Here is a 15,482-nt window from a genome sequence, read left to right on the forward strand (position 1 = left end):
CCGCATGTCACAGGATGGGGCGGCGAGCCACGCGGGTACCGGGTGGTGAGGCACGATGGTAGGAGACGAAAGGTCGTGAGAATGAGTCAGGAACGTCAGCTGACCACCGCACTCGCGGAGGCCGCCGCGACCGCCGGGCACGCGCCCTCGGTGCACAACACGCAGCCGTGGCGGTGGCGGGTGCTGCCCGAAGCGCTGGAGCTGCGTACGGTCCCGGACCGGCGACTCTCGGCGACCGACCCGGAGGGCCGGCTGCTAGCGATCAGCTGCGGCGCCGCCCTGCAACACGCCCGGGTGGCACTCGCCGCGGAGGGCTGGCGCGCTGTGGTGCAGCGGATGCCCGACCCGGGCGACCCCGAGCTGCTGGCCCGGCTGACCGACCTGAGCCGCACCACCGCCGATCCGGACGCCATGCGGATGGTGCAGTGCATGTCGGTGCGGCACACCGACCGGCGACCGGTGAGCGACGAGCCGGTGCCCACGGCCGCGATCGGGGAGATCACCCGCGCGGTCACCGCCGAGGGCTGCCGGTTGCAGATCCTCAACCAGGACCAGGTGCTGGAGTTGGCGGCCACCGCCGGGCGCGCCGACACGGTCGAGGCCGAGGACCAGGAGCTGCGCGCCGAGCTGGCGTACTGGACCAGCCAGGCCGGCAGCGGCACCGGTCTGCCGCCCGAGGTGCTGCCCGACCAGCCGCCGCAGACCACGGTGCCGGGCCGCGACTTCGGCCGCCCCGGCAGCCTGCCCGTCGGCCCCGGCCACGACCGGGCGGCGGCGTACGCGCTGCTGCACGGCGACGAGGACGAGCCGGACAGCTGGCTGCGTGCCGGTGAGGCGCTCTCCGCAGCCTGGCTGACGGCCACCCGACTGGGCGTGTCGGTGGTGCCGCTCAGCGCTGTGGTGGAGGTTCCGGCCACCCGGCAGACCCTGCGTCAGATGCTCGCCGGGATCGGTTACCCGTACATCGTGCTGCGGTTGGGAATCGCGGACCCGGCGGTGGCCGGCCCGCCGCACACACCGCGGTTGCCCGCCGACCAGGTGGTCGACACCTCAGCGGTGCGCGACGAGCTGGGCTGAGGCACGCGACAGCGGCGCCGCCCACGGCCGTATGATCTTCGGGTGACCAGCACCGACCCGCCGCACCGCCCGGAAGTTCCGGTGACGCCGTCGCTCGGGCTGAGCCCGCTGTCCCGGGTACGCCTCGACGAGCTGCTCCAGGAGATGCTGGACCGCGTCGGCGAGGTGATGACCAGCCGGGAACGGCTGCGGGCGCTGCTGGACGCGGTGGTCGGCATCGGCACCAACCTGGACCTGCGCACCACCCTGCAACGGATCGTGCAGGCGGCCTGCGAGCTTGTCGGCGCCCGGTACGGCGCGCTGGGCGTGGTCGGCCCGGACCGGCTGCTGCACGACTTCATCGTGCACGGCATCACGCCGGAGCAGCACGCTCAGATCGGTGACCTGCCGCACGGGCGAGGTGTGCTCGGCCTGCTCATCGACGATCCCCGGCCGTTGCGGATGCCGGACATCACGCAGCACCCGCTGTCCTACGGCTTCCCGGCCAACCACCCGCCCATGCACACGTTCCTGGGCGTGCCGGTGCTCATCCGGGAGCAGGTGTTCGGCAACCTCTACCTGGCCGAGAAGAACGGCGGCGCGCAGTTCACCGACGACGACGAGGAAATCGTCGTCGCGCTCGCCGCCGCCGCCGGCGTGGCCATCGAGAACGCCCGCCTGTACGCCCTGGCGCACCGGCGGGAACGCTGGCTGGCCGCCACCGCCGAGATCACCACCGTGCTCCTCGGTGAGGTCCGCCGCACCGATGCGTTGACGCTTGTCGCCCGGCGGGCCCGGGAGGTCGCCGAGGCGGAGCTGGCGCTGGTGCTGCTGCACGACGCCGACACCGACCAGTTCACAGTGGAGGTGGTCGACGGCGCCGACGAGCAGGCCCGGGCGCTTGTCGGCACGGTCCTGCCGGCCGCCGACACCAGCTTCGGCACGGCGGTGGCCGAGGGCCGGCACGCCGAGGTCGACGACCTGGCGCACGCCGCGCCGTGGCCGGCGCTGCTGCACACCGGCCCGGCGACGATCTCGCCGCTGGCCACCGCCGAGACGCTGCACGGCGTGCTGATCGTGGCCCACCCGGCGGAGCGCGGCGGCGGCACCAGCAAGGAGGACATGGCACTGCTGGGCAGCTTCGCCGGGCAGGCCGCACTGGCGATGGAACGGGCGCGCGGTCAGGAGGAGCGGGAGCTGCTGGTGGTCCTGGAGGACCGCGAGCGGATCGCCCGGGACCTGCACGACGTGGTGATCCAGCGGCTCTTCGCCACCGGCCTGCAATTGCAGAGCGCCGCACCGATGGGCCGCCCGGAGGTGGCCAACCGGATCAACGCGGCCGTCGACGATCTCGACGCCACCATCCGCGACATCCGCCGGACCATCTTCGAGCTGCGTACGCCGATGTCCGCCGCGCTGCGCACCGAGATCCGCGAGGCGGTCGAGGCCGCCGCCGAGTCACTGGGCCACCGACCGCGCCTGGATCTGACCGGGCCTGTGGACAGCGCCGTCCCGGACGCCATCCGCCCGGACCTCATCGCCGTGCTGCGCGAGGCGCTGTCGAACGCGGTCCGCCACGCGCAGGCCACCCAGGTGGCCGTCGCCGTCCGCGTCGCCGACGGCCAGGTCTCCGTCACGGTCACCGACAACGGGGTGGGCTGCGACCCGGCCGCCGCCCGGGGTGGGCTTGTCAACCTGCGGGAACGGGCCGACCGCCTCGGCGGCACCTTCACGATCCGCCCGATCGACCCGCACGGCACCGAGGTGTGCTGGTCGGTGCCGCTGCGCGACTGATCCGCGCCGAAGGTGTGCTCGTCAGCCCAGCGGCACCGGACGGGTCAGGGCGTCTTGCCGAGCAGGCGGGTGGCCAGCACTGCCGCCTGGGTGCGGCGCTCCAGACCCAGCTTCGCCAACACGCTTGACACGTAGTTCTTCACAGTCTTCTCCGCCAGGAACATCTTTCCGGCGATCTCCCGGTTGGTGAGCCCCTGCGCCACGTACTCCAGGATCCGCCGCTCCTGCTCGGTGAGCGACTTCAGCTCGCGGGGCTCCTCGACGCCGTTGCGGATGCGCTCCAGCACCCGGGTCGTGATCGCCGGGTCGAGCAGCGACTGCCCGGCCGCCACCCGGCGTACGGCGTCGACCAGGTCGGTGCCGCGGATCTGCTTGAGCACGTATCCGGCCGCGCCCGCCATGATCGCCGCGAACAGCGCCTCGTCGTCCTCGTACGAGGTGAGGATGAGGCCCTTGATGGACGAGTCGACGGCGCGGATGTCCCGGCACACGTCGATGCCGTTGCCGTCGGGCAGGCGGGCGTCGAGGATCGCCACGTCGGGCCGCAACGCCGGAATGCGGCGGGCCGCCTCCTGCGCGGAGCCGGACTCGCCGACAACCTCGATGTCGCCGCTGCTCTGGAGCAGGTCGGCCAGGCCACGACGGACGACCTCATGGTCGTCGAGGAGGAACACGCGGATCATCCCTCGTTTCTACAGGCGCCGAGGGCCGGCTGCACGGGCCGAAGGTCCCGACCCGCCGTAACACGTTAGTGCGGCGCGTCCGAAAGCCCGGCAGGGTCGGTCGGGCCCACCGGATCGGGACGTAAGGCCCTGCTCAGCGGGCACCCCACCGACGGACCGTAGAGACGTCACCGGTCACGGCGTTTCCTCGCCGTCGGCCCACCGGGAAGGGAGCATCGCCATGGACGTCGGCTACACAGCGGACCAGCTACGGGCCGCCGCCGTGGACGCGGTTCGGGCACCGTCGTTGCACAACACCCAGCCGTGGCGGCTGCGGCTGCGCGACGGCGGCATCGAGGTGCTCGCCGACCCGGCCCGCCGGCTGCCGGCTACCGACCCGAGCGGGTGGGGTGTCCGGATCGCCTGCGGCGCGGCGCTGTTCAACCTGCGGATGGCACTTGCCGTCGCCGGTACGCCGGCCCAGGTGCGGTTGCGCCCCGACCCCGCCGAACCGGACCTGCTGGCCCGGCTGGTGCCCGACGTTCCGCGCCGCCCCACCCCCGCCGAGCAGAGCCTGCACTCTGCCATCCCCCGCCGGTTCAGCAACCGGTTGCCGTTCTGGCCGGACCCGGTGCCTGCCGACGTCCGGTGGCGCCTCGGCGAGGCGGCCCGCGCCGAGCAGGGCTGGTTGGAGCTGGTGATCGGGGTGAGCGCGGTGGCCGCCTTCGGTGAGATCGCCCGCAGCGCGCACCGGGTGCTGGAGCGCGACCCCGCCTACCTTGCCGAACGCGAGGCGTGGCTGCGCCGGGAGCCCGCGCCGGACGGCGTGCCCGTCCGGGCCGGCGGCCCGCAGGGCGAGCCGCAGGACGTACTGCCGACGCGCGGCTTCGGCGGCCGGGACCGGGCACCTGGGCGGGACTTCGAGCCGGAACCCCTGGTGGGGGTGCTCGGCTCGGTCGGCAACACAGCAGTGGACCAGGTGATCGCGGGCCAGGCCATGCAGCGGTTGCTGCTCACCGCCACCGACGCCGGGCTCAGCGTGTCGATGCTGTCCCAGCCGATCGAGGTGCCCACCGCGCGGGAGCAGCTGCGGCTGTCGCTGGGGCGGTTCGGCACACCGCAGATGGTGCTGCGGATCGGGTACGGCCAGCCGGGTCGGCCCACTCCGCGTCGGAGCGTCGACGAGGTGCTGGACCTGCCTGTGGTGCAGGCCTGAGACCGGGCGCCGCCGGCCCAGCCGGTCAGGCGAGCAACGCCGCCTCCCGCGCCGCGTCCAGCCCCACCGCAACCCGGGCCGGGCGGCCGGCGCGGGGCGGCACCGACCCGACGGCGCGTAACCACCGCCAGGTGTCGGCGACCGTGTCGGCCACCGGGCGGCAGGTGAGCCCCGCCGCGTACGCCTTCTCCACGCCGCGCTCCTGCAACCACCGGAACTCGTGACCTGGCGGAATCCAGATCGGCAGGTCGTTCCAGGGGACCACACCGGCGGCCAGGATGGGCTCCGGGTCGGTCCACAGCAGTCGGGCGTCGGAGCCGGTCGCCGCGACGACCGACGCCAGTAGTTCGCCAATCGTGGTGTGCCCGGTACGACTGATGACGTTGAACGCGCCACCGACCCCTTCGGCGGCCCGGTCGAGCGTCCAACCGGCCAGGTCCCGCACGTCGATGTACTGCACGGGCAGGTCCGCCGGGCCGGGCGCCAGCACGTCGCCGCCGCGGGCCACCCGTTGCAGCCACCACGGCAACCGGCCGATGTCCTCCCCTGGGCCGAGGATGAGCCCGGCGCGGACCAGCAGGGCACGCTCGCCGTAGACCTCCGTCGCGGCCAACTCCCCACCCGCCTTGCATTGCGCGTAGTCGCCGTCGGTGGCGTCGGCGGAGGCATCCACAGTGGGTGCCTCCTCGCCTGCCTGGACCGGCGGGGGCGCCACGTACACCGATCCGCTGGAGATGTAGGTGTAGTGCCCGACCCTGCCGGCCAGCGCGCGGGCCGCGTCCCGCACCTCGCGCGGAGCGCCGTCCCAGGTGTCGACAACCAGATCCCACTCGCCGCCCGCCAGAGCCGCGAGGCCGTCCGGCGCGGTCCGGTCACCCCGCAACCGGTGTACGCCGGGAGGAACCGTGCCGTGCACACCCCTGTTGAACACCGTCACCGACCAGCCGCGACCGGCCGCCTCGGCGACCGTCGCCCCGCCCACGAAACCCGTACCGCCCAGCATCAGCAGCCTCATCCGCCCCACCCTTCCGGCAAGGGGCGGCAAACCGGTAGCGGATCTGCCCGTGGCAGAACCCTCGGGTGTGCGGCCGCCCCGGCGGGGTCGACGGCAGCACCGCCCGGCCGGGGTCATCCAGCCGGGCGGCGTGTGGACTGTCGACTCAGGGTCAACGGCTCGTCGAGCGCGCCACCTTGTCGATCAGGTTCGCCACGGCCTGCGGCCGGGACACCGTTACGGCGTGCGACGCCTTGATCTCCACGGTGTGCGCGCCCGCCCGCTTGGCCATGTAGCGCTGGGCCTTCACCGGGATGGCAAGGTCGTCGATGGCGATCATGTTCCACGACGGGATGCTGGTCCAGGCGGCCTTCGTCGCCTTACCGTTCAACGCCGCCGCGGTGACCGGCCGCTGGGTGGCTGCCATCACGTCCGCGATGTCCCGCGGAACGTCGCCGGCGAAGACCGCGCCGAACTTCCGCTGCTGGACGTAGAGGTCGGTGCCGGAGCCGCCACCGGACGTCGGGAAGGGCACCTCGTCCAGTGAAACCGCCAACTCGTTGCCGGGGAACATCCCGGACAGGTCGGACGTGCTCTCGCCGGGCTTCAGCATGAAGCTGGCAACGAAGACCAGTGCCTTGACGTCCCGGTCGCCCGCGACCGCCTCGCTGAGCACCGAGCCACCGTACGAGTGGCCGACCACCACCACCGGCCCGGAAACGCTGTCGACAACCGAACGCACGTACTCCGCGTCGCTCTGCAGATCACGCAGAGGGTTGGCGGGGGCGATCACCGGATAGCCGTCCCGCTTGAGGTGCTTGACGACGCCGTTCCAGCTGGAGGCGTCGGCGAACGCGCCGTGCACCAGCACGATCGTCGGCTTCTTCGCCGTCGGACGCTGCCCGGCCCCGCTTGCCGAACCGGCTACCAACGCGACCGCCACGACACCGGCGGTGGCCGCTGCCACGACCGCCCTCCGCCGCGCGGTCGGCAGAAGCTTGGACATCCGAAAACTGATCATCGGTAACACCCTCCAGGAAGGACCGAATACGCGAGTACCGTTCGGCCAGGTAGCAATCCCACCGTTGCGGCGGTGGATCGACCTTCGCAGCGCGCAGCCGACCGGGAATCAGTCATCCATCTCTGCGGATCACGCCGCTGGTGACCGTCGTATCTGCGTGGGTGGAGCGGTCTCCCACCACTTTGGGCGGTGTCGACACGGCCGGATGATCGTCATGCCAGGGCCGTCGAGGGGCGAGGTTAGGTCATTCAACCGATGCCACCCCGCTCACGCCGAACGGATGCGGGCGTCGCCGACGGACAAAGGGCCGGACCCGAAGGCCCAGCCCTTTGATCAGAAAGAATGTGGTGGGCGATACTGGGTTTGAACCAGTGACCTCTTCCGTGTCAAGGAAGCGCGCTCCCACTGCGCCAATCGCCCGTGGTGACCGCCTGCCTCAAGGAGCCAGGCCCTGAGAGGCGAATCGCGAGCGGACGACGGGATTCGAACCCGCGACCCTCACCTTGGCAAGGTGATGCGCTACCAGCTGCGCTACGTCCGCACGTCCCCGACAAGCGCCGGTGACAGTCGAACTCTACCCGATGCCAAGATCGCCCGGCGCGGCCCCCTCAAGCATTGGCGATTGCTCTGCTCAACCTCGGGGTACTGATGAACCTCGACAGCGCACCACACCCCCTTAAGGAGGCTGTCGTGGGTATCGGCACCAGCATCTTCCTGATCGCGCTCGGCGCGATCCTCACCTTCGCGCTCGACGCCAGCGTCGGCGGCATCGACCTCGACGTGGTCGGCTGGATCCTGATGGGCGCCGGCGTGCTCGGCCTCATCATGACCACGCTGATCTGGGGTCGTCGCCGTCAGGTGGTCACCACCGAGGAGCAGCCGGTGGAATACCGGCGGGTCGAGGAGCGGCGGGACGTCGCCCCTCCACTGTGAGGATCGCCCTGCGGGTCGGCCGCCTCGATCGAGACGGCCGACCCGTTCGCGCGTGATCCGGGCTCCGCGCTGCCCCGCGCAGGCCTCCCCGGCGGCGGGTTTGCGCAGGTGAACGCGTCGGGCGGGGCGCGCTACGATCGCGAGTCGTGGAAGCTCTCGACACTGTGCTGGCAGCGCATCGGGCGTACCTGCTCGGATGGAACGTCGGCGTGGTCGGCGGCGACGACCTCCCGACCTACCGCAGCGACGTGCCGCACGCGCCCCTCAACGGGGTGCTGCGCGTCGCGGGGCGCACACCGCGGGACGCGCTCGCCGAGGCCCGGGAGCGCCTGCACGGCGTACCCCGGATCTGGTGGGTCGGCCCAGACAGCAACGCCGGCACCGCCGACGGCCTGGTCTCCGTCGGCGCCACCGAGATCGCCCGCATGCCGATCATGACCACGCCGATCGCGGAGGCAGCCGATGCCGCGCCGCCGGCCGGGTTGCACATCACCGCAACCACCGACCTGGCGGCGTTCGTCTCGGCCTACGCCCGGGTGTCCGGAATCGCTCCGCACGACGTGCCGGCGACCATCGAGCGGGAGAAGGCGTTCGCCGGCGACGGCACGGTGATCAGACTGGCCGGCCGCCTCGACGACGGCCGGATCGTCGGGACGGCTGTCGCCTGGCTGAGCCACGGCCTGGCCATGCTCTACTTCGTGGGTACGCAGCCGGAGCAACGACGGCGGGGCATCGGCGCGGCCATGACCCGGGCCGCTCTCGACGTGGCCCGCGAGCGGGGCGCCCGCACCGCAGCCCTCACCTCGTCACCCATCGGCGAGCCGGTCTACCGCCGCCTCGGTTTCCGACAGGTGGCAGAGTTCCGGCTGCTGACGTTCTGAGCCGGTGCGGCTGGCGCAGCAGAAAGCCCGTTACCGGAAATCCGGTAACGGGCTGATCTGACTGCCTATCCATCCTGTGGGCGATACTGGGTTTGAACCAGTGACCTCTTCCGTGTCAAGGAAGCGCGCTCCCACTGCGCCAATCGCCCGTGCTTGTTACCGAGGTGGGGACGGGATTTGAACCCGCGTACACGGCTTTGCAGGCCGTTGCCTCGCCTCTCGGCCACCCCACCGAGGTTGCCCCCGTCATGCGTGGCGGCATCTCCGAGCGGACGACGGGATTCGAACCCGCGACCCTCACCTTGGCAAGGTGATGCGCTACCAGCTGCGCTACGTCCGCACGCCCCCGGACGTTCCCGGGTGACGGATGAGAACTTTAGCCGAGCCGTCGAACGACTGCCAACTCGGGGTCACCTCGGCGCGTCCTGCCGGTCGGCGGGCGAAGATGTGCTCGAACCGGTCATCACCGGCAGGCTTCCTAGGTGGCTGGTCTGGAAGCTCCTCGATCGTCACCCTCCGCACCTTCCGGCGTCAGACGGGCCGAGATCGCTGAGGCGCAGCTCAGCAACGGGCTCGGGGCATCGACAAGCGCCTGGGGCCTCGACGGACACCTCCCGAAGAACGACAAAAGACACGCTAAGTAAGTGTCCGGCTTCCGACTGCTACTGGGTGAATGGGACGGCGATGGTCACTGTTCGTGTTCGGATGGATGGGCTACGGTAACGGTCGTGACGAGACGTGCGGCCGAGATCCGCCTGGATGCCCTGCTGCGCACCGCGTGCGACGTGATCGTCGAGCGCGGTCTGGCCAACACCCGGACAGCCGACGTGGCGCAGGCCGCTGGCGTGAGCCAGGCGCTGGTTTTCTACCACTTCGCCACCAAGGAACGGCTGCTCGCGCAGGCGTTCGCGTACGCGGTCGAGCAGGATCTGGCTCGGCTTGACGCGGTGACCCGCTCGTCGGCCCCGCCGCTGACCAAGCTCCGCCGCATCCTGAAGCTCTACACCCCGGCCGGGCGGGCCACCTCCTGGTCGATGTGGATCGACGGCTGGTCCGAGTCGCTGCGTACACCCGAGATGGAGAAGGTCTCCCGCCGACTCGACCTGCGCTGGCGGCAGGACCTCGCAGCGGTGATCGCCGCCGGGGTGGCCGACGGCACCTTCGAGTGCGCCGACCCGGACGGGGCCGCCTGGCGGATCAGCGCGGTGATGGACGGCCTCGCCGTGCAGCTCGCCGTGCACGAGCGGGTGATCTCCCGGCGGCAGTTCGGCGAGTGGGTCCGGCTGGTCACCGCCCGGGAGCTGGGCCTGGACCCGGTCGTGCTGGACTGAGCACGCCTGCTCCCCCACCCGGGCCAGCCAAAACGGCTCGGAGCGCCCCGTCGACCGGAACAATCGGCACCATGGATCTGCTGGAGGCGTACTGCCGGAGCCTGGCCGAGTTCGTCGACCGGGTGGACCAGGTCGGGCCCGGCCAGTGGTCCGACCCGACACCGTGCCCCGGCTGGGACGTCCGCGCGCTCGTCAACCACGTGGTGAGCGAGGACAGGTGGAGCGTCCCGCTGCTCGCCGGCCGCACCATCGACGAGGTCGGCGACCGGTTCGACGGCGACCAGCTCGGCGACGACCCGGCCACGGCGGCGCGGGAGGCGACAGCACAGGCGGAGATCGCCGCCACCCACCCCGGCACCATCGACCGAACCGTGCACCTCTCCAGTGGCGCGACCCCCGCCGCCGAGTACATCCAGCAGCTCCTCGCCGAGCACCTTGTGCACGGCTGGGACCTGGCGGTGGCGATCGGCGCCGAGCCTCGCCTGGAACCCGACGCGGTCAACGTGTGCGCCAGGTGGTTCGCCGGCCAGGTCGACACCTATCGGAGCAACAACCTGGTCCACGACGCGGTGCGGCTCTCCGCCGACGCCGACGAGCAGGACCGCCTGCTGGCCGCCTTCGGCCGCGACCCCGACTGGGTGCCGGCCGACTGAGCACGGCCCGCCGGCCGAGCACGGCCCGCTGAGCGCGTCGGCGGTCGGGCGTCGGTCGGGCGTCGAAACACCTCACGGTAAGCCCCGACCCGCGCAAATACCCGGCGCGTCGGCGGCCGGGCCTTGCCGCGCCCTCGACCGGCTGATATCCACAGATGCGCATGCGTCACCGCGCAACGCCGGCCGGCGGCCCGCCGGCCATTCCACTCCCACGAGGAGGTCCCGTGCCACGATCCCAGTGGTCACCCTCGATGAGCCGGCGTCGACGCCGGCTCATCGCCGTCCTGGCGGCGACGGCGACCGCCGCCGCGCTGCTGCCCACCGGCGCGAGCACCGCGGCCCCCACCAGCGCAGCGCCATCCGCCCAGCGGTCGTCCGGGCCGTTCGCCGAGGGCCACCAGAGCGCCGACGTCGACAACCGCGCCGGTACTGCCGCACCCGACGCCCGCCAACGCGGCCTGGCCCGCGCCGCCGACCCCGACGTGCGGTGGAACAAGCTCGGCACCCCGCAGGCGCTCGGCCCCGGCCACGCCCCACTCGCCACCGGCCTGCCCTCCGACCCGGAGGCCGCCGCCCGCGCGTACCTGGCCGCCAACCGCGACCTGTTCGGAATGGACGCCGCCACTGTCGCCGACCTGGAGCGGGTACTGGTCCGGCCGATCGGCACCGGTGCCGTGGTGACCCTCCGGCAGCGCTTCGGCGACCTACCGGCCGGGCCGGACGGCCTTGTCACCCTCGCGGTAAGCGCCGGATCGGTGCTCTCGGTCAGCTCGTCGCTGGCCCGCGACACGAGCGCGCCCGCGCCGGCCACCCGCAGCGCCGACCAGGCGTACGCCGCCGCGCTCGCCGACGCCAAGCTGACCGCCGACGCGGTGGCCAGTCACACGGTGCGCGAGGTGGCAGTGCCCACCCCGCTGGAAGGACCGCGAGCCGCCTACGAGGTGACGCTGATCGGCGCGGACGCCGATCACCCGGCGGCGTTCACCAGCTACGTGGACGGCATCACCGGCCAGGTGCTGGTCCGCGAGGATCTCGTCGACTACGACTCGGACAACCCGAGTTGGGCGGTCTTCCCGGCCACCCCGCCCCGCGATCTCGGCCCCGGACAGGACCCGCGGGTGCGCTGGTGCGGCGACCCGGCGCCCGGCTGCCAGTCGGCGTTCCGCGACCCCGCCACCGGTCAGCCGTGGGACGTCGACGCGGCCACCGGCACGCCCACCTTCACCTCGCGCGGCAACTCGGCGAACACAGTGCTCTCCTGGGGTGCGGGCACTCCGGCCGTCCCGGCGCCCACCAGCCCGGACCGCCGCTACGAGTACCCGTTCACCGACCAGTGGCACCAGGCGAAGTGCAACCCGGAGGTGTTCACCTCTGCCCAGCGCAACGACGCGGACGCGTCCATCGCCAACCTCTTCGCCATGCACAACCGGATGCACGACTGGTCGTACCAGTTGGGCTTCACCGAGTCGGCGTGGAACCTCCAGGCGGTGAACCTCACGCCGGACGGGCTGGGCGGTGACGCCGAGCAGGGCCGCGCGCAGCAGGGCGCGCTGACCGGCAACCGCAACAACGCCAACCAGGGCACCCCGCGCGACGGGCTGCCGCCGACCACGAACATGTATCTGTGGCAGCCGCAGGCCGGCGGCCCGTACCCGCCGTGCGTCGACGGCGACTACGACATGACGGTGATCGGCCACGAGTACACCCACGCGATCACCAACCGGATGATCGCCGGCCCGGACAGCGGGATCAGCGGTCACCAGGGCGGGGCCATGGGCGAGTCGTGGGGTGACCTGCTCGCCGCCGAGTACCTCTTCCAGCACGGGCTGCGCGCCCCCGGCGAGTCGCCGTTCGTCACCGGCGGGTACGTCACCGGCAACCTGGTCAGCGGCATCCGCAACTACGACCTGAGCCGCAGCCCGCTCAACTACTCCGACATCGGCTACAACACCGGCGGCCCGGCCGTGCACGCCGACGGGGAGATCTGGGGCGCCACGAACTTCCGGGTCCGGTCCGCGCTCGTCAAGCGGTACGGCCTCGGCACGCCGCAGCGACAGTTGGAGTGCGCGCTGGGGAAGGTCGCCGCCGACAAGTGCCCGGGCAACCGGCGCTGGTCGCAGCTGGTCTTCGACTCGTTCCTGCTCCAGGCCGCCAGCCAGGTCAGCATGCTCGACATGCGGGACAACATGCTCACCGCCGACCTGCTCCGCTTCGGCGGGGCGAACCAGGACCTGATCTGGGCCGAGTTCGCCCGCTCCGGAATGGGCCGGGACGCCGCGACCAACGGCGCCGCCGACACCGATCCGACGCCGAGCTTCGCCTCTCCGAGCGGCGGCAACGCCACACTCACCCTGCGTCCGCGCGGCGACAGCGCCGACGCGCCCATCCGGGTGTACGTCGGGGCGTACGAGGCGCGGGCCGTGCCGATCGCCGACACCGACCCGGCCACGCCCATCCCGGACACCGTGGAGATGGTGGCCGGCACGTACGACCTGGTCGCCGTCGCGCCCGGCTTCGGTCACCAGCGGCTCAGCGTGGTCGCCACTGCCGGCAAGCAGGGGTACGTCGACCTGCGGATGAGCCGCAACCTCGCGTCCACCGCGTCCGGCGCCACGATCAGCGGCGACGGGGTCAACCTGGACCGGATCGCCGACGACACCGAGGCGACGAACTGGGCCTCCCTGGACGGGGTGGCCGGCAAGCAGGTCACAGTGGCGCTGCCCGGGGACGCCCCGCAGGCGGTCAAGCGCGTCAACGTCAGCGCGATGTTGCGCCCCGCGATCGCCGGGGACGCCGACACCGGGAGTCAGAACGCGCTGAGCGCGCTGCGGTCGTTCGCGGTGTCGGCGTGCAACGCGAAGACCACCGACTGCGCGGATCCGGCGCGCTGGCAGCGGATCTACACGAGCGCTGACGACGCGTTCCCGGGTGGGGCGTACCGGGCGTACAGCCGGGACATCAACCTCCGGACGTTCGCCGTGCCCACCACGCTCGCCACGCACCTGCGGCTGGAGGTACTGGCCAGCCAGTGCACCGGCGGCCCGCACTACGCGGGTGAGCAGGACGACGACCCGGCCACGACGACGGACTGCGCGACCGCCAGCCCGGCCCGCGGCCAGGTCCGGATCGCCGAGTTCCAGGCGTTCTCGAAGTGACACCGTCGGGGCCGGCGGACCTCCGCCGGCCCCGACGCCCTCGGTTCAGTGGCGGGGAGCCGCCGCCGAAGATCCGCAGGTCAGCGGCGTAACGGTCGCCACCGGTCGGGCGGATTCGGCCGCTCCCAGAGTCGGTCCGCCGGCTGCTCGCCGGCTCCGGCGGGTGCGGCCCTGGTGAGGTGGCGCAGCCGCAGCAGCAGGCCCAACCCGAGCGAGAGCAGCAGGGCACCGAGCAGGAACGCTGCCTGCACCACGCCGAACCCGCCGGTCTGCGCGACAGGTCGGCCCGCGCCGGCGGCCGGTGGGGCGGCGTCGACCGGTTGCTCCACGACGGGCTCGTCGTCAGGGGTGCTGGCGTCGGCGGGTTCGCTCGCGGGATCGGTGGGCTCCGGCGGCGTCTCGGTGGGACGCGCCGACGGGCTGGGTGCCACCCCCACCACGGAACGGGTGGCCGTCTGCCGGGCCAACAGGCGCAGGTTCACGTCGTACGCCTCGGCGGCGAGGGTGACCCGGCCCCGGGTGACGTCCTCGGCGAAGGCCACCCGGTAACGGGCGGTGACGGTACGGCCCGGGCAGAGCGTGCCCGGGTCGAGTTGCCGGTCGGTGAGCCGGGCGACGTCCCCGTCGGTACGGATCTCCAGCGGGAATTCGCCGGTCTCCTCCACCCGGTCCATCTTCACCTGATCGAGCCGGATGCCCTGCACTCTCAGCACCATCGACCAGCGGACCTTGACGCAGCCGCCGCGCCGGTCGGTCCGCGAGACCACTGCGGAGAGCGTCCGTACCTGGTCGCCGGCGGTGAACTGGGCCGGCAGCCCACTCAACTCGGTGGCGAACGCCGCCTGCGCCGGAGCGGCCATGGCCAGCTCCACCCCGCTCAGACAGGCCAGCACCACCCCGACCTGTAGCGCCTTTCGCCACACCGTCACCACTGCCGCCCTCCGTTCGGTCGTCTCCACCACGCAACGCTAGGAGCGCGCGGTCGACCCGAACAGACGGGTGTGTTCGCACCGGGCGGCAGAGACAGTGCGTGTTATCACCGAACGTGGTGAACCGGTCACCCGGCCCCGCGACACGCCCGGCGGTCGGCCGCTGGGACAATCGCCAGCGTGTCCGAACTCTCCACGACCTTCGTCCGGCTGCACGCCCGGCTCGCCCCTGTGGCGTTCGTTCCCGAGGTGCGGCTGCACCAGGCGGACGAACCGATCGGCCTGTGGGAGCTGACCGAGGGTGAGTTCTCCACCGACCGGCCGCCACCGTTCTGGGCCTTCGCCTGGGCCGGCGGTCAGGCGCTCGCCCGTTACGTGACCGACCATCCGGAGCTGGTGGCCGGCCGCCGTGTGCTCGACCTCGCCTCCGGCTCCGGCCTGGTGGCCATCGCCGCCGCCCGGGCCGGCGCGGCGTCCGTGCGGGCCGTCGAGGTCGACGAGTTGGCGGTGGCGGCGGTCGCGCTCAACGCCAAGGCCAACGGGGTACGCGTCGACGCCGAGTTCGGCGACATCCTCGACGGCGACGCCGGTGACGCCGAGGTGGTGCTCGCCGGGGACGTCTTCTACAGCGAGGCGATGGCCCGGCGGGTGCTGCGGTTCCTGCTGCGCGCCGCCCGAGCCGGTGCCCCGGCGCTCGTCGGTGACCCCGGGCGGGCGTTCCTGCCCCGGGACCGTTTCGACGAGCTGGCGAGCTTCGACGTGCCGGTGACGGAGGCACTGGAGAGCGTGCGGGTGAAGCGCACCACCGTCTGGCAGCTGCGGGCCGGCCTGCCGGGGGCCGCCAGCTAGCGTGTCGG

At 72.4% G+C, this 15,482-nt stretch carries 13 protein-coding genes and 5 tRNA genes; 9 read left to right on the plus strand and 9 right to left on the minus strand.

The window, feature by feature from the left end; genetic code table 11:
* Positions 1–81 precede the first annotated feature (81 nt).
* Positions 82–1,077, plus strand: a complete 996-nt coding sequence (locus ACLQ23_RS10370) for an Acg family FMN-binding oxidoreductase (protein WP_425735413.1) — start codon at positions 82–84, stop codon at positions 1,075–1,077.
* A 99-nt stretch (positions 1,078–1,176) separates the two neighbouring features.
* Positions 1,177–2,850 (plus strand): GAF domain-containing protein, encoded by a 1,674-nt coding sequence (locus ACLQ23_RS10375; RefSeq protein WP_425880595.1) that lies wholly within the window; start codon positions 1,177–1,179, stop codon positions 2,848–2,850.
* Between the two features lie 44 nt (positions 2,851–2,894).
* On the opposite strand, the gene ACLQ23_RS10380 is transcribed toward ACLQ23_RS10375, so the two are convergent.
* Positions 2,895–3,533: a response regulator transcription factor gene (locus ACLQ23_RS10380; protein ID WP_355597112.1), complete on the minus strand. Its 639-nt coding sequence runs from the start codon at positions 3,531–3,533 to the stop codon at positions 2,895–2,897.
* A 220-nt stretch (positions 3,534–3,753) separates the two neighbouring features.
* Here ACLQ23_RS10380 and ACLQ23_RS10385 point away from each other — a divergent pair, with 220 nt between their 5' ends.
* The gene (locus ACLQ23_RS10385; RefSeq protein ID WP_355597114.1) at positions 3,754–4,728 is read left to right on the plus strand and encodes an Acg family FMN-binding oxidoreductase; all 975 of its coding nucleotides are present in this window, start codon (positions 3,754–3,756) and stop codon (positions 4,726–4,728) included.
* 25 nt (positions 4,729–4,753) lie between these two features.
* On the opposite strand, the gene ACLQ23_RS10390 is transcribed toward ACLQ23_RS10385, so the two are convergent.
* The 4 genes from ACLQ23_RS10390 to ACLQ23_RS10405 form a co-directional block, all read right to left on the minus strand.
* Complete coding sequence (locus tag ACLQ23_RS10390; protein WP_355629115.1) at positions 4,754–5,743, minus strand: NAD-dependent epimerase/dehydratase family protein; 990 nt, start codon at positions 5,741–5,743, stop codon at positions 4,754–4,756.
* Between the two features lie 151 nt (positions 5,744–5,894).
* Positions 5,895–6,743 carry an alpha/beta hydrolase gene (locus tag ACLQ23_RS10395; RefSeq protein WP_355629112.1) on the minus strand — a complete coding sequence of 283 codons (849 nt, stop codon included), beginning with the start codon at positions 6,741–6,743 and terminating at the stop codon, positions 5,895–5,897.
* 345 nt (positions 6,744–7,088) lie between these two features.
* Positions 7,089–7,163, minus strand: a tRNA-Val gene (locus ACLQ23_RS10400).
* Between the two features lie 48 nt (positions 7,164–7,211).
* Positions 7,212–7,284, minus strand: a tRNA-Gly gene (locus tag ACLQ23_RS10405).
* Between the two features lie 149 nt (positions 7,285–7,433).
* On the opposite strand from ACLQ23_RS10405, the gene ACLQ23_RS10410 reads away from it, so the two are divergent.
* On the plus strand, positions 7,434–7,676 hold the full coding sequence (locus tag ACLQ23_RS10410; protein ID WP_355597120.1) for a DUF6458 family protein: 243 nt from the start codon (positions 7,434–7,436) through the stop codon (positions 7,674–7,676).
* A gap of 146 nt (positions 7,677–7,822) precedes the next feature.
* A complete protein-coding gene (locus tag ACLQ23_RS10415) occupies positions 7,823–8,557 on the plus strand; it encodes a GNAT family N-acetyltransferase (RefSeq protein WP_355597122.1) in 735 nt (244 codons plus the stop codon).
* A gap of 77 nt (positions 8,558–8,634) precedes the next feature.
* Here the strand turns inward: ACLQ23_RS10415 and ACLQ23_RS10420 are convergent.
* The 3 genes from ACLQ23_RS10420 to ACLQ23_RS10430 all read right to left on the minus strand — a co-directional run bounded on the left by ACLQ23_RS10420 (position 8,635) and on the right by ACLQ23_RS10430 (position 8,897).
* A tRNA-Val gene (locus tag ACLQ23_RS10420) sits at positions 8,635–8,706 on the minus strand.
* Between the two features lie 13 nt (positions 8,707–8,719).
* Positions 8,720–8,790, minus strand: a tRNA-Cys gene (locus tag ACLQ23_RS10425).
* Positions 8,791–8,824: 34 nt separating this feature from the next.
* Positions 8,825–8,897, minus strand: a tRNA-Gly gene (locus ACLQ23_RS10430).
* 388 nt (positions 8,898–9,285) lie between these two features.
* Here ACLQ23_RS10430 and ACLQ23_RS10435 point away from each other — a divergent pair.
* From ACLQ23_RS10435 to ACLQ23_RS10445, 3 genes are all read left to right on the plus strand, one after another.
* Positions 9,286–9,888, plus strand: a complete 603-nt coding sequence (locus tag ACLQ23_RS10435; protein ID WP_355597124.1) for a TetR/AcrR family transcriptional regulator — start codon at positions 9,286–9,288, stop codon at positions 9,886–9,888.
* Between the two features lie 71 nt (positions 9,889–9,959).
* Positions 9,960–10,541, plus strand: coding sequence for a TIGR03086 family metal-binding protein (locus tag ACLQ23_RS10440; protein WP_355597126.1), 582 nt, complete (start codon positions 9,960–9,962; stop codon positions 10,539–10,541).
* 224 nt (positions 10,542–10,765) lie between these two features.
* Positions 10,766–13,696 carry a M36 family metallopeptidase gene (locus ACLQ23_RS10445; protein WP_355597128.1) on the plus strand — a complete coding sequence of 977 codons (2,931 nt, stop codon included), beginning with the start codon at positions 10,766–10,768 and terminating at the stop codon, positions 13,694–13,696.
* Positions 13,697–13,776: 80 nt separating this feature from the next.
* On the opposite strand, the gene ACLQ23_RS10450 is transcribed toward ACLQ23_RS10445, so the two are convergent.
* Positions 13,777–14,655, minus strand: a complete 879-nt coding sequence (locus ACLQ23_RS10450) for a hypothetical protein (protein ID WP_231639976.1) — start codon at positions 14,653–14,655, stop codon at positions 13,777–13,779.
* A gap of 150 nt (positions 14,656–14,805) precedes the next feature.
* Here ACLQ23_RS10450 and ACLQ23_RS10455 point away from each other — a divergent pair, with 150 nt between their 5' ends.
* On the plus strand, positions 14,806–15,474 hold the full coding sequence (locus ACLQ23_RS10455) for a class I SAM-dependent methyltransferase (RefSeq protein ID WP_355597130.1): 669 nt from the start codon (positions 14,806–14,808) through the stop codon (positions 15,472–15,474).
* Positions 15,475–15,482 lie beyond the last annotated feature (8 nt).

Origin of the sequence: Micromonospora sp. DT41 (genome assembly GCF_049841715.1) — a bacterium.
Classification (GTDB): domain Bacteria; phylum Actinomycetota; class Actinomycetes; order Mycobacteriales; family Micromonosporaceae; genus Micromonospora; species Micromonospora profundi.

Coding starts and splice junctions, on each gene's coding strand:
- ACLQ23_RS10370 (WP_425735413.1), top strand. CDS start 82: ATGAGTCAGGAACGTCAGCTGACCACCGCACTCGCGGAGGCCGCCGCG.
- ACLQ23_RS10380 (WP_355597112.1), bottom strand. CDS start 3,533: ATGATCCGCGTGTTCCTCCTCGACGACCATGAGGTCGTCCGTCGTGGC.
- ACLQ23_RS10385 (WP_355597114.1), top strand. CDS start 3,754: ATGGACGTCGGCTACACAGCGGACCAGCTACGGGCCGCCGCCGTGGAC.
- ACLQ23_RS10390 (WP_355629115.1), bottom strand. CDS start 5,743: ATGAGGCTGCTGATGCTGGGCGGTACGGGTTTCGTGGGCGGGGCGACG.
- ACLQ23_RS10395 (WP_355629112.1), bottom strand. CDS start 6,743: ATGATCAGTTTTCGGATGTCCAAGCTTCTGCCGACCGCGCGGCGGAGG.
- ACLQ23_RS10440 (WP_355597126.1), top strand. CDS start 9,960: ATGGATCTGCTGGAGGCGTACTGCCGGAGCCTGGCCGAGTTCGTCGAC.